Genomic DNA, 13751 nt, shown 5'->3' on the forward strand with positions numbered 1-13751 from the left:
GTATACGGGCTCTCTCTGCCACCGGTGGCAGAGAGAGCCCGTATACGCCGGTCCGCGACACATCCCGGCCGGACCGCACCGCCGACCGGCCGCACCCCGCCGGTCCGCACCCCACCGGTCCGCACCGCCGCCCGGCCCTCCGGCGGATCAGTCGCGCGGAGCTCGGGAACGCACCGCCTCGATGATCCGCAGCACGAGCAGCACCACCACCAGTGCGAGCAGCAGCCAGTACTTCGTGGCGACCGCGGCGACCCCGGCGATCACGAGCACGGCGATGTAGACGATGTCGAGCACGCGCCCGGAGACGCCGAGGAATCGCGAGCCCCATCGCCCGCGCAGCAGACGCAGCGCGAGCAGGCCCAGGAGCAGGGCGATGGCCAGGTACTTCACGTGAGGATCTCCTGCGGTCGGTTCGCCGCGAGCCTACCGGGGTCGTGGTGGGTCAGGACGCCACCGGGGGCGGTGGGGCCGTGGTCGCGGCAAGTCAGGACCCGCCGTCGATCTCGAGCACGCGGATCGCGAGCTGCACGCGGTTGGTGACCTGGAGCTTCTCGAACAGGTGCCCGATGTGCGTCTTGATCGTTGGCAGGGACAGGAAGAGAGCGTCGGCGATCTCGGAGTTGGTGAGGCCCTGCGCGACCAGCCGCCCCACCTCCCACTCGCGCTCCGTCATGGCGTGGGGGTGGCGTGTCTTCGCGCCGGCAGCGGTGCCCGTCCCGAAACGTGGCCGGTCGCCGGGCGTCGAGCCTGCATCGATCCCTGTCCGGTGCGATGTCGCGGGCTCCGCGCCCGAGGCGGCGTCCGACCGTTCGTCGTGCGCGGAGGCGAGACGGACCAGTCGTCGCAGCACGGCAGGGGAGAAGCGGGCCTCGCCTCGTGCTGCCTCGTGGATGGACTGGACGACCTGCTCGGGCGGCGAGTCCTTGAGCAGGAACGACATGGCGCCGACGCGCAGCGCATCCAGCAGGAAGGTGTCGGTGTCGAAGGCTGTGAGGACGACGACGCCGGGCCTCTCGCCGCGCTGGCGGAGGGCTCGAGTCGCCTCGATCCCGTCCATGTGCGGCATCCGGATGTCCATCAGCACCACGTCGGGGTCGAGTTCGTGGCAGCGGTCCAGCGCCTCATTGCCGTCCGAGGCCTCGCCGACGACGACGATGCCGTCGGCACCGTCGATCATCAGTCGCAGTCCGGCGCGCATGAGCTGCTCGTCGTCCACGAGCAGCACGCGCGTCTGCGGGTCATCGGGGGTCATCGCGTCCTCCATGGCAGGCGTACCCGCACCTCGAAAGTGTCATCGTCCTGAGGGCCGGCGGCGAACGTGCCGCCCAGCAGCCGCACTCTCTCGCGCACACCGGTCAGGCCCAGCCCGGTGCCGAATTCGCTGGTGCGGCCGTCTGCCGCCGGGGCGGGATTGCTCGCCGTCATCCGAAGATCATCGTGGTCCCGGACGATCCGGAGGTCCAGTCGGGAATCCGGTGCGTGCTTGCGGGCATTGGTGAGCAGTTCACGGGTGATCCGGACCAGGGTCACCACGGTCGCGGAGCCGGCGGACTCGAGCTCGCCCGGGGCGATGCTCTCCCAGCGCAGCTGGACGTCCTGCCCCTCACTGCGGGCCTCTGCGACCAGGTCGTCGATGCTGGCCGAGGTCGGCAGGGGCTCCGCCGAGTCCTCGCGCAGCGCGCTGAGCACGTCGCGCAGCTCGGAGTTCGCCGCTCGGGCGTCACCGCGGATCGTGTCCGCGACCTCGCGCATCTGCGCGGGCGGCATGTCCTGACGGTAGGCGAGTGCCCCGGCGTGCATCGCGATCAGGGAGAGGTGGTGGGAGAGGCTGTCGTGCATGTCCCGTGCGATGGCGGCGCGCTGCTCGGACTCCGCCTGGGCGACGAGGGCGCGGTGCTCGCGCTCGAGCGCTTCGTGCTCGCGCTCGATCGCCGCGCGCTCGCGCTGGGCGGTCGCAGCCTGGCTGCGCAGGGAGGAGATCAGGGCGTGGCGGGTGCCGCGCACCCGGCCCCACAGCAGCGCGGCAGCCGCGAACACGACGCTCAGCAGCACCTCGATGAGCAGGGTGGATGACCAGTCGCCGTCGGCCCAGCGACTCAGGACGCCCGAGACGAGCGCGGCGATCCCGCAGAGGCCCAGCCCGCACGCGTCCACCCGCCAGTCCCTGCGCGCGCCCAGCCGCGCGAGCGCGACGGCAGAGGCGGGCAGCGACGACCCGCTGAGGGCGCCGGGCACCACCAGCACCAGGTTCCACAGCCCGGCACGTCGCATAGGCCCTGCGGCGAGGTTCGAGAGCACGCCGATGGCGATGTCGATCATGAGCAGCAGGCTGATCCTGTGCGGGAGGACCTCCCCGTACTCGTCCCAGTAGGCCACGGCGAGCACGAGGAGGACCAGCGCCCCGACGACAAGGCATACGAGCGAGACGAGCAGCATCCGGCCGATCTCCGCGAGACGCCGCACCCAGGGGCGGGGGGACCGAGTCTCGCAGGGGGCGAGAGCGGGGGCGGGCGGGGTCATCACGGCCCCATCGTAGGAAGCGGCTGGCGGCGGGCGGATCGGCCGAAGGGACGATGGGCCGTCGGACGAGGCTTCGCCGTCCGACGGAGGACGGACCCATACGGATGCCCGATCTCTCCAGGACCCGCACGCATCCAGGATGAACGCATGACTTCGAGCAGTCCCGTCCCTTCCCCTCTGCCCTACCACCGTCTGGAGGAGATTCTCAGCCGCGCGCCGCGTCCCTCGCGAGCGGTCCCGGCATGATCACCACCGGGCACAGCGCCCGATGCACGAGCTGTGCGGCGAATGTCGGGTCGGATCGCACCTCCCGTCGCCGCGGGGCGTCGATGACCAGCATCGTCGCCTTCGCGCTGGCATCGAGCAGGACACGGCGTCGAGAGCCGCGCACGGCCCGGAGCTCGACGTCGTCGACCGACGGCCCGAGCGCCCGGCGCACGTCGCCCTCCAGCGCCTCGAGGGCCGCGCGGCGCAGCGGGTCGTCGCTGTCGGCCACGCGCGAGGGTGTGGGGCGCACGGTCCCGGCTGCCGTCGTCGGCACCCGGTAGGCGCGCAGTGCCAGCAGCGGCAGGGACTGGAGCCGTGCCTGCTCGAGGGCCCAGCGCAGCGCCGCGGGCGATCCCGACGTGGAGCTCACGCCCACGAGGACGGGCCCGCGGCCCGGTCCCTCCGCCTCGGATGCGCTGTCCCTCGCCGTCGCGCCGCTGCTGCGGGCGGCCGCACCGCTGCTTCCTGTCTCCGGACCGAACGTGCTCATGCCCTCGCCTCCTGCTCGCCCTGCTCCTCGGCCTCCGCGTTGCGCTTGCTGAGCGGGTCGGCGACGTCCTCGAGACCCTTGCGCTCGGCGTCGACGCCGAGCACCAGGGCCACGATGCCGCCGATCAGCATGATCAGGCTGCCGCCCAGGTAGCCGATGACGAGCGGCCCGCGCGAGGAGCCGTCGCCGATCAGGACCCCGTAGATGAGCGGCGCGATCGCGCCCGCGATCTGCGCGATCGAGAAGAAGTAACTGATGGCCTGGCCGCGCACCTCGAGCGGGAACACCTCGGAGACCGTCAGGTAGGCGGAGGAGGCGCCCGCGCTCGCGAAGAAGAACGCGACGCACCAGAACACGGTGTGCGTGGTGGCCGTCAGCAGGTCCATCGAGAATGCGATCGCGGAGACCGTGAGGATCACCGCCGCGAGCCCGTACGTCCCGAAGATCATCTTGCGTCTGCCGATCGTGTCGAACAGCGGACCGAGCAGCAGCGGGCCCAGCAGGTTCCCGATGGCGAAGGGGATCATGTACAGCCCCGCCGCGTCCTTCGCGACCCCGTAGAACTGCTCGAGGACGATCGCGTAGGTGAAGAAGATGGCGTTGTACAGGAACGACTGGGTGACCATGAGGGTCACGCCGAGCACGGTGCGGCCCGGGTAGACCTTGAAGAACACGTGGGCGACCTCGCGGAACGGCAGCCGCTCCTCGGGCTTCACGGTGATCGCCCGCGACTCGTCGACCTCGCCGAGCTCGTGGCCGCTGTCGTGGACCCGTTCCTCGATGCCCGCGATGATCTGCTCGGCCTCCTCGCCGCGGCCGTGGGTGAGCATCCAGCGCGGCGATTCGGGGATCGCCCGGCGCATGAGGATCAGGATGAGGCCGAGGACCGGGCCGATGAAGAAGCCGATCCGCCAGCCCCAGTGCTCGTTCACGAGCTCGGGGTCCAGCAGGAAGATCGTCGAGGCCGCACCCAGGGCGACGCCCGCCCAGTAGGTGCCGTTCACGGCGAGGTCCACGCGCCCGCGGTACTTCGCGGGGATCAGCTCGTCGATCGCGGAGTTGATCGCCGAGTACTCGCCGCCGATGCCCGCGCCGGCGATGAAGCGGCACAGGTAGAAGAACCACATGGAGAACGACAGGCCCGCGAGCGCGGAGCCCGCGAGGTAGACCGCGAGGGTGAGGGCGAACAGCTTCTTGCGGCCGATCCGGTCGGTCAGCCGCCCGAACACGAGCGAGCCGAGCACCTGTCCGAACAGGTAGAAGGTCGCCGACGCGGTGATCTGCTCGTTGCTCATGCCGAGATCGGCGGCGAAGCCGTTGGCCGCGACGATCTGCACCTCGATGCCGTCGAGGATCCAGGCGGCGCCGAGCCCCACGATCACCAGGGTGTGGAAGCGGGCCCAGGGCAGGCGGTCCATGCGGGCCGGGATCAGGCTGCGCACGGCCTGGAACGACGGCCCGGCCGTCGTGCGTGCGTCCCCGCCTCGGCGTGCGTCCCCGCCTCCCCGGGCGGGGTGTGCGGTCTCGGACATGCGTCCCCCTCGTCATCTGCGGTCGGCGACAGCGGTCGGCGGGCGCCCAGGTGGGAGCGTCACGTCGGCCGGAGCGGCCGTGGACGTGACGCAGGCTACTCCCCGGAGGCGAGGCGGGGCGCGATCGGACCGCCCTCTCGACCGTCGGCCGGACCGTCCGCGCGGCGCCCCTCCGGATCACAGCGCGATCACGGGACCGCACGGTCACGGCGCCCGGGAGCGGCGCTGGTAGTCTCGCCGCCTGCAGAACCCTCTGCCTCGGTGTGGCGCATCGGCGCGCCCCGCCCCTCCTCTGAGGAGTCCTCATGAGCCAGACCTTCTTCCGCACCAAGTCCGTGGAGCAGTCGATCCAGGACACCGAGGATCCCGAGCATTCCCTCCAGAAGAAGCTCGGGGCGCTCGACCTCATCGTGTTCGGGGTCGGCGTGTGCATCGGCGCGGGCATCTTCGTCCTCACCGGCCAGGCCGCCGCCTCCAATGCGGGGCCCGCGGTCTCCCTCTCCTTCCTGATCGCCGGCATCGCCTGCGGGCTCGCCGCCATGTGCTACGCCGAGTTCGCCTCGACGGTCCCCGTCGCCGGCAGCGCCTACACCTTCACCTACGCGACCATGGGCGAGTTCCTCGCCTGGGTGATCGGCTGGGACCTGATCCTCGAGTTCACCGTGGGCTCCGCGGCGCTCGCGACCTCCTTCAGCCAGTACCTGGCGGTGGTCCTGGACGGCACCCCGCTGCAGATCCCGGAGGCCGTCGCCACCGCCGAGGGCGGGTTCATCAACCTTCCCGCCGGGCTGCTCGTGCTCGCCATGACCGCCATCCTGGTGGGCGGCGTGAAGATCTCCTCGCGCGTGAACCAGGTGGTCACGGCCATCAAGCTGATCGTCGTCTTCGCCGTCATCATCGCCGGGATCTTCCTCGTGAAGGTCTCCAACTGGGTGCCGTTCGTGCCGCCCTCGCAGGGCGCCTCCGGCGAGCAGGGCTCCGCGCTGAGCCTCCCGCTCGTCCAGACCCTCTTCGGCCTCGAGCCCAGCGTGTTCGGCTGGGGCGGCGTGGCCGCCGCGGCTGCCATGGTGTTCTTCGCCTTCATCGGCTTCGACGTCGTCGCGACCACCGCGGAGGAGACGAAGAACCCCCAGCGCAACATGCCGATCGGCATCTTCGGCTCCCTCGCGATCGTCACCCTGCTCTACATGGCGGTCTCGCTGGTCATCACCGGCATGCAGAGCTACAAGGACATCGACCCGAGCGACGGCGCCCCGCTGGCCACGGCGTTCGTCGACGTGGGCCTGCCGGTGATGGGCGACCTCATCGCGATCGGCGCCTGCATCGGCCTGACCGTGGTCTGCATGATCCTGTTCATGGGCCAGTCCCGCGTGGGCTTCGCGATGGCCCGCGACGGACTGCTGCCCACGTGGCTCGCCAAGACCCACCCCCGCTTCAAGACCCCGTACCGCCTCACCATCATCGCGGGCATCATCATCGCGATCCTCGCCTCCTTCATCCCGCTCTCGGAGCTCGCGCACCTGGTGAACATCGGCACGCTGGCGGCCTTCGTGCTGGTCTCGATCGGCGTGATCGTGCTGCGCCGCAAGCGCCCCGACCTGCCGCGCTCCTTCAAGGTGCCGTTCGTGCCGGTGCTCCCGATCATCGCCGCGGTGGTCTGCTTCTACCTGATGCTGAACCTCACCGCGGAGACCTGGCTGCGGTTCGTCATCTGGCTCGTCGTGGGCGTTCTCATCTACGTCTTCTACTCCCGCCACCACAGCCGCCTGAACCGGGCGAGCTGACGCCGCCTGACCGGGAGGTCTGAGGGCGGGGCCGACGGGCCGCGCGGGTCCGCGGATCACACTCGCCGGGCGGCCCGCGCGCACCCGCCTTACAGTGGGAGGACCATGTGCCGCCTCTTCGCCCTCCACGCCGACCGTCCCGTCACCGCCCGCTTCTGGCTGCTCGACGCCCCGTACTCGCTCGCGCACCAGTCGCAGTTCAACGCCGACGGCACGGGCATCGGCTGGTTCGACGACGAGGGCGCGCCGCACGTGCAGAAGCGCCCGGTGGCCGCGCACTCCTCGAGCCGGTACGCCCGGATCGCCTCCGACCTCCGGTCCCGCGCGATGATCGCCCACGTGCGCAACTCCTCCGGGACCGCGAACGACCTGGTCAACACCCACCCGTTCCTCATGGACGGCATCATCGTCGCCCACAACGGGGTGCTGCGCGTGACGGATGAGCTGCGCGGGCGCGTGCGGAAGCTCGGCGCCGGTCACCTCGTCGAGGGCGCGACCGACAGCGAGTGGCTCGCCGCGCTCATCGCCGGTGAGACCTCTGCGTCAGGCGGCGATCTGCACGCGGGGCTGATCTCCGCGATCGCCTGGGTGCTGGAGCGCGTGCCCGTCTACTCGCTGAACCTCGTCGTCGCACGGGACGAGCACCTATACGCCCTGCGCCTTCCCGAGACCAACGAGCTGTGGGTGCGCGACCGGCCCGCGGGCGGCAGGAACGACGACGCCCTCCATCAGGCCTCCGACACCCTGCGGGCGACCAGCGCGGACCTGCGGGACGTGCGCTCGGTCGTGATCGCGAGCGAGCCCATGGACGACTCCGACCAGTGGCGCCTCCTGGACGAGGGCGAGCTGCTGCACGTGAGCCCTTCCGGCGAGGTCTCCTCGCAGACCCCGTTCCCGCAGCCGGCGCATCGCCTGGGCATCGAGGACCTCGGTCTCAGCGAGGCCGCCTCCCAGGCCCACGCGGCCGAGGCGGAGGAGCGCGCCGAGCGCCGCGCCAAGCTCGCCGGCACCGGGACCCGTCGTGCCGCCTGAGGGCCGGTGCCGGACTGCGCCCGACGCACCCGCCCCGTCGGCCGCCCTGCCCTATCACCGCCTCGCGCACCTGCGGCCCGAATGGGCCCGCTGGTTCCGGCCGCTGCTGACTGCGCTGGCCGCGGGCGTCGCGCAGATCGTCTTCGCCTACCTCGTGCTGGTGGGCACGGTGACCGTGCTCGCGATCCTCCCCGGCGTCGATCCGATGGCGATCGGCCGCAGCCAGGGCGATCCGGCCAGCCCGCTGAGCGTCTTCGTCGCCCTCGCGCTCGGTGCCTTCGCGGTGCCCGCGGCGCTGCTGGGCGTGCGACTCGGCGGCTGGCGACCGGTGCGCACGCTGTGGTCGGTCGCCGGCCGCGTCCGCCGGGACGTGCTGGCCTGGGGCGCCGTGCGCATGCTTCCCGTGCTGGTCCTCGCGGCCGTCGCGGGAATGCTGGTGGGCACCGGCCCCGCGCAGCTGGGAGCGCGGGGGAGCGCCGGAGCGATCCTCGGCGTGCTCGTGCTGACCGTGCTGCTCGCGCCCCTGCGCGCGGTGGGCGAGGAGCTCGTGTTCCGCGGGATCGGCCAGCAGGCCGTCGGCACCTGGCTGCGCAGCCCCTTCTGGGCGATCGTGCTGCCCGTGCCGCTCTCGCTGATCGGCCGCGGCTTCGGGGCCGACGCGGGCGCTCTCGCATGTGCCGCCCTCATCTCGCTGTGCAGCGGAATCCTGGCCTGGAAGAGCGGGGGCCTCGAGCTGCCGATCCTCCTGCAGCTGGGCACCTTCGGGCTCAGCGGCCTGCTCGCCCCCTTCGGCGCCCCCGTGTTCCCCGGCCAGGGCGCCTCGATCGCCCCGTGGGGGATCGCCGTGTTCCTGCTGACCGTGCTGCTGTGCGACGCGTTCGACCGGCGCCACGGCCTGCGCATGGGCGAGGGCCTCGCCCGTTCGGCCGACGCCCCGTCCCCGCAGCGCGTGCGCGTCTGAGGTCCGCGGCTCCGCGGCTCGGCGCCTCATCGGCGCGGGCGTCGGCGTGGTCGCGGTCGCGGTCGCTGTCATAGTCGCGGTCGCGCTCGCCCTCGACTGAGGGTCACCGGAGCGGGTGCGTCCCCGTCATATCGTCGACCCGGCTCCGGCTCGCGCGCCGGGGGCGCTCGCGCCGTGCCTGCCGCGCGCGCCCGTGGCCTGCAGAATCTGGACGAGCTGGGCGCGGGATCGGATGCCGAGGGTGCGGTAGATGCGGGTCAGGCGCAGCTCGACCGTGCGTACGGAGACGAATAGCTCGGAGGCGATCGCCTTGTTGCGCATGCCGCGGCCGACGAGCTCGGCGACCGCACGCTCCTTCTCCCCGAGCCGGGCCAGAGGATCCGCGCTGCCGGTCGCGCGCGGAATCGGTGCGGGCGCCAGGTCGGCGGTGGTCTGTCCCGTCTTGTCGATCGCCAGGAGGCCCGCATCGCGCGCCGACCGCGAGTCCGTCCTCCGCCCCAGCTCCTCGAGGCGCTGGGAGTAGGCGAGCAGGAACTGGCCGCGCTGGAGCTCGTGGCCCGTGTCGGGCCCCGTCTCGATGACGCCCTGGATCTCGCCGTCCAGGGACTCGCCGATGCTGAGCAGGGCGCGGGAGTTGGCGATCGCCAGGCGGGCCCAGGGCGACGGGGATTCGTGGGAGAGGGCCGTGAGCTCCTCGAGGACGGCAGCGGCCTCCTCCCGTCGCCCCAGCTCCACGAGCGTCTGGATGTAGTGCTCGTGGAAGCGCAGCAGGTGCGGTGCGTGGAAGTGCGCGGACTGCACCCGGGCCCGCGCGAAGTGCTGGGCGGCGGACTCGAGGTTCCCGCTCATGCGCGCGGCGCGGGCCATCAGCACGGTGACCTCCGCCTCCAGGCGCGGGTTGCCGCCGGGGGCGAGCCGGCGCTGGAGACGGGAGAGGATCGTCGCCGCCTCCTCGACGTCCCCGCTGCTCAGGAGGAGCACGGTCTGTGCCCGCAGCACCAGGGGCTGCATCATGCGCGCGCTCGAACTGAACGGCGCCAGGGTCCGGAAGGACTCCCGCGCGCGTGCGGGCAGGCCCGCGCGCAGCTCGATCTCGGTGAGGTCGAGGGCGCGGCTGAGGGAGCGCGGGGCCGGCGAGGAGGTGCCCCCGCGGCCGGACGGATCCACGACATCGCGTGCCTCGGCGTAGGACTCCGCGATCGACAGCGCCTGCGCGAGCACGGTGCGCACCAGCCCCTGGTCGCCGGGGCGCCCGAGGCCCGCGATCATCTCCCGATCGCAGGCGTCGGCCGGCGCGCCTTCTCCACGCAGCACGCGGCGGTAGAGGCCGGTGAGGCGTGCGGTCGCCGCGAGCAGGGGCGTCGAGCGCTCCCCGGAGTCCTGCGCGAGGCCGATCAGCTCCTGCGCCGCGCGCAGCTCCCAGCGGTGGAGGAGCAGCAGGGCGCCCAGGGCGACCAGGTCGACGCGCTCGGCCTCCGTTCCCGCCGCGCGGTCCGTGATGCTGTGCCGCAGGAGGTGCACCGGCAGCGCCTCGCCGCGGACATGGGCGAACAGGAGGGCGGAGCGGACCAGGGACGCGGGCATCCCCGATCCCGCGAAGCGCTCGCGGGCGAAGCTGAGGTATCGCTCGGCCAGCTCGATCTCCCCGTGGGCGAGGAGGGACTCGACGAGCTCGCACAGGCGCCGCGCGGTCTCGGAGTCCTCGCCCGGGGGCAGGGACAGAGCGCGTTCCACGAGGTGGAGGGCGGGCCGCGGGTCGGCCGCGTCCACGAGGGCGCGTGCTCCCTCGAGCAGCACCTCCGGCTGCGCGTGCTCGGGGTCCACGAAGCTGAGGTGCCACTGCCTCCACTCGGGCGCGTCCCCGACGGCGGTGGCCGCGAGCTTCTCGTGAAGGGACTGACGGGCGTGTGCGCTCTGGCCCCAGTAGACCGAGGAGCGCAGCGAGAGCGAGCGCAGTCGCACCAGGCGACCGGTGCGGGTCACCAGCCCGGAGCCGAGAAGGTCGTCCAGCGCCACGGCCGACGCCCCGGGATCCCCGCACGTCAGGAGCACGGTCTCGGGGGTGGCGGGCGCGCTCGAGAGCATCTGCACCAGCAGCATCTGCTGCTCGTCGAGGGTGCCGAGGAGTGCTCGGTGGGCCTCCTCGAACCGTGCGTCCGCGGGCAGCGGCACCTGCAGGGGCGAGGTGCCGTCCAGGGCCTCCGGAAGAGCGGCGTCGACGAGTCCCTCGAGGGCGAGGGGATTGCCGCCGGCCGCGGTCGCGAGCAGCAGCAGGACGGCGGGATCCGCGTCCTCGGGGGCGAAGCTCTCCGCGAGGCGGCGCATGGTCTCCAGATCGAGGTCGAGCAGGTCGATCGCCTGACGCCGGCCGGAGTCGGGGCCGTGCGCGCCGGGACGGACCGCGAGAGCGCAGCGCATCCCGTGCGGGGCGCAGCGCAGGGTGACGACCTCGAGGACGGTGCGACTGGGCTCGTCGAGCCGCTCGGCGTCGTCGACGATCACGAGGAACTCGGAGACCGAACGGCGCTCGATCTCCGCGGCGATGCCGCGTGCGAGCGAGGGCAGATCCGCCGGGTCGTGCGCGTCGAGCACGGGGAGGGTCTCGGTGGCCAGCAGCCCGTCGAGCGCGGCCAGGACGCTGGAGAGGCCGCCGAGCGGCCAGTCGACGGGAGCGGACCCGGCGCGGACGATGGTCGAGGGGAGGGAGAGGCTTCCCCGCAGCGCATCGAGCAGGAACGACTTGCCGCTGCCGAGGGGGCCGGCGACCATGAGCATCCGGCCGGCGGGGTCCGAGAGGTCGCGCTGGAGCTGCGCGAGTTCGTCCGGGCGCGCGACGAAGACCATCTCTCCTCCTCCTGCGAGATCGGGTCGGGGCTGATGCGGGGGCCTCTGCGTGGTGCGGGTCGCACCGCAGTCCTCGCGACGGGTTCCGAGCCGCTCCGGGTCCGTGGAACGGGCAGATCGAGGATGCCACGTCGCTCCCGAAGTGTCCGACTTGCGAGGATTATACGGGATGCGCATCACATCCCGATTCGCGGTCCTGTCGAGGTGTTGCTTGAACGGCCCTCGGCGACCCTTCGGTCCGTCGTCCGACGGGATCGGGGGCCCTGCGCGAGCCGTTGCGGGATCGCCGGACGCCCGCAACTCACCGCAGTGAACCCGCATGTCGCGGGCACGGATCGGTGGTGACCCGCAAGTAGGCCGCACCCCCCTTCGCTTCGGGTCTGCCCATCCCTAGGCTGTCCGAAGTGTCCGGATTGAGTCCGGATGAGCAGAACGTGAAGTACGTCGGATATCGGGGGCGGGGTGCCCCGCCGACGGCTCGGCCAGGACGTGGGGTCCGGCCGGGCGAGCGAGTAGACACCAGGGGGCCTTCCTATGAGCACACAGGTCGCGGAGGTGCGCGGGAACCGCGCACACGCAGCGGGTGAGACGGCGCAGAGGCCCGTCGATGTCGAGGAGCGCGCGTCGTCGCTCCTGCTTCTCCCGGATACGGGCTTCGCGGAGCCCGGCACGGAGATCGCCGTGAGCGCGAATGCACGCGGCGCCGAGAGCCTCGTGGTGCCGCTGCGGCCGGAGCTCGCTCCCGCCGCACCGCAGGCGGACCGCTCCCCGGCGCGCCTCGGGGCCCACGGTCGCCGCGTCGCCCTCACCGCGGTGCTCTCCCTCGCCGTCGCCGTGATCACGGTCGGGGCGAGCGCCGTCATGAACTCGGCGCCTCTTGCCGGAGCGGCCACCCTCGCCGTCCTCGCGCTCGCATGGGCCGTGATGATGAGTGCCCAGTCCTCGCGCCCGCTCGACAGCGCTCGGACGCTCGCCGCGCGTCCCATGCTGCTCGTCCTCGGGGGAGCGCTGCTGCTGGCGCTCGCGCGTCCGTTCCTCGGGGAGATCGTGCCCTCCGGCCCCGCCCTCCTCGCCCTCACCCTCGCGCTCGGCGCGGGCGGCGCCGTCATCGTGGCGCTGGGCCGCCTCCTGCACCCCGTGCGCTCCGTCCTCGTCTCCACCGAGCCCGTCGACCCCATGGCCTCCGGCCTCCTCGAGGAGGAGACTCCGATGCTCGTGGGCGGCGAGACCGTGCCGATGGACGAGCAGGTCCAGGACGTGCTCGATCGCGTCGAGGAGACCGGCAGCGAGGTCGTCGAGGTCCGCGGCGCCGCGCCGGCACCGCTGCTCACGCACCTGAGCTGGGAGCTCCGGGGCCGCGGCATCCCGCTCAAGCTGTCCTTCATGGCCCCGGGAGCGCGCCGGTCGCGCGTGCGGGTGGTCTCCGGCGCCCGTGGCGCCTCCGTCGTGATCCGGCCCCCGCGCCAGCCGGTGCCGGTGCGCATGGCCAAGCGCGCCTTCGACATCCTGGGCTCGGCGCTGCTGCTGGCCGCGCTCTCGCCGCTGCTCATCGCGGTGTCCCTCGCCGTGCGGCTGGACGACCACGGGCCGATCTTCTACCGGCAGGAGCGCGTGGGCAAGGACGGCAGGCCGTTCCACATGTTCAAGTTCCGGAGCATGGCCGTCGATGCCGACTCGAAGCTGGCTGCACTGCTGCGCGAGCAGCAGACGGACGACAAGCCGCTGTTCAAGATCCAGAACGATCCCCGCCTGACCCGCATCGGCGGCTTCCTGCGCCGCTACTCGATCGACGAGATCCCGCAGTTGCTCAACGTCCTGGGAGGTTCCATGAGCCTCGTCGGGCCGCGCCCCCAGCGCGACGGGGAGGTGGCCCTCTACACGGGCTCCGCGTTCCACCGTCTGGGAGTCGTGCCCGGGATGACCGGCCTCTGGCAGGTCTCCGGCCGCTCCGCGCTGAGCTGGGAGCAAGCGCAGGCGCTCGACGTCCGCTACGCCCACAACTGGTCGCTCGGCATGGACCTCTGGATCATGCTGCGCACCGTCAAGGCCGTGGTCGGCAAGGACGGCGCCTACTGAGTACTGAGCCGCGGCGCGGACGGCGCCTGCTGAGCTGCTGCACGGCCGGCGCCTGCTGAGGCGTCGCGCGGCGGGGGTCGGGGATTCACGCCGACGACGACGAGAGGGGCCGGCCCCCCCGGCGGGGGGGGCCCCCACGGGAGGGGTGGGGGGGGCGGGGCCCCCCCCGCGGGCGCGCCCCCCGCCCCCCCGCCGCGGGTGCCCCGCCCGCCCGAGTCGGCGTCACCGAGCGCGAGATCCGCGCC

Annotated in this window: 10 protein-coding genes; 4 read left to right on the forward strand and 6 right to left on the reverse strand. The window is 72.5% G+C overall.

What is annotated here, in order from left to right:
• Positions 1-147: 147 nt before the first annotated feature.
• The 5 genes from ACFQ53_RS17350 to ACFQ53_RS17370 all read right to left on the reverse strand — a co-directional run bounded on the left by ACFQ53_RS17350 (position 148) and on the right by ACFQ53_RS17370 (position 4809).
• Entirely contained in the window at positions 148-390 is a 243-nt protein-coding gene (locus ACFQ53_RS17350) for a hypothetical protein (protein WP_377862109.1), read from the reverse strand.
• 94 nt (positions 391-484) lie between these two features.
• Complete coding sequence (locus ACFQ53_RS17355; protein WP_377862112.1) at positions 485-1252, reverse strand: response regulator; 768 nt, start codon at positions 1250-1252, stop codon at positions 485-487.
• Complete coding sequence (locus ACFQ53_RS17360; protein ID WP_377862136.1) at positions 1249-2520, reverse strand: sensor histidine kinase; 1272 nt, start codon at positions 2518-2520, stop codon at positions 1249-1251. The genes ACFQ53_RS17355 and ACFQ53_RS17360 overlap by 4 nt, the downstream gene beginning before the upstream one ends.
• 205 nt (positions 2521-2725) lie before the next feature.
• Positions 2726-3277, reverse strand: a complete 552-nt coding sequence (locus tag ACFQ53_RS17365) for a universal stress protein (protein WP_377862115.1) — start codon at positions 3275-3277, stop codon at positions 2726-2728.
• Positions 3274-4809, reverse strand: a complete 1536-nt coding sequence (locus tag ACFQ53_RS17370; protein WP_377862118.1) for an MFS transporter — start codon at positions 4807-4809, stop codon at positions 3274-3276. Before ACFQ53_RS17370 ends, ACFQ53_RS17365 begins: the two co-directional genes overlap by 4 nt.
• Positions 4810-5114: 305 nt before the next feature.
• Here ACFQ53_RS17370 and ACFQ53_RS17375 point away from each other — a divergent pair, with 305 nt between their 5' ends.
• The 3 genes from ACFQ53_RS17375 (at position 5115) to ACFQ53_RS17385 (ending at position 8586) form a co-directional block, all read left to right on the forward strand.
• A complete protein-coding gene (locus tag ACFQ53_RS17375) occupies positions 5115-6593 on the forward strand; it encodes an amino acid permease (protein ID WP_377862121.1) in 1479 nt (492 codons plus the stop codon).
• A gap of 105 nt (positions 6594-6698) precedes the next feature.
• The gene (locus tag ACFQ53_RS17380) at positions 6699-7625 is read left to right on the forward strand and encodes a class II glutamine amidotransferase (RefSeq protein ID WP_377862124.1); all 927 of its coding nucleotides are present in this window, start codon (positions 6699-6701) and stop codon (positions 7623-7625) included.
• On the forward strand, positions 7615-8586 hold the full coding sequence (locus ACFQ53_RS17385) for a type II CAAX prenyl endopeptidase Rce1 family protein (protein WP_377862127.1): 972 nt from the start codon (positions 7615-7617) through the stop codon (positions 8584-8586). The genes ACFQ53_RS17380 and ACFQ53_RS17385 overlap by 11 nt, the downstream gene beginning before the upstream one ends.
• Positions 8587-8712: 126 nt before the next feature.
• Here ACFQ53_RS17385 and ACFQ53_RS17390 read toward each other — a convergent pair whose 3' ends face one another.
• Positions 8713-11430 carry a LuxR C-terminal-related transcriptional regulator gene (locus ACFQ53_RS17390; protein ID WP_377862130.1) on the reverse strand — a complete coding sequence of 906 codons (2718 nt, stop codon included), beginning with the start codon at positions 11428-11430 and terminating at the stop codon, positions 8713-8715.
• Positions 11431-12111: 681 nt separating this feature from the next.
• Here ACFQ53_RS17390 and ACFQ53_RS17395 point away from each other — a divergent pair.
• Complete coding sequence (locus tag ACFQ53_RS17395; RefSeq protein WP_377862133.1) at positions 12112-13506, forward strand: sugar transferase; 1395 nt, start codon at positions 12112-12114, stop codon at positions 13504-13506.
• The last annotated feature ends 245 nt before the right edge of the window (positions 13507-13751 follow it).

The organism is Brachybacterium sp. NPDC056505 (assembly GCF_042794925.1).
Taxonomy (GTDB): domain Bacteria; phylum Actinomycetota; class Actinomycetes; order Actinomycetales; family Dermabacteraceae; genus Brachybacterium; species Brachybacterium kimchii.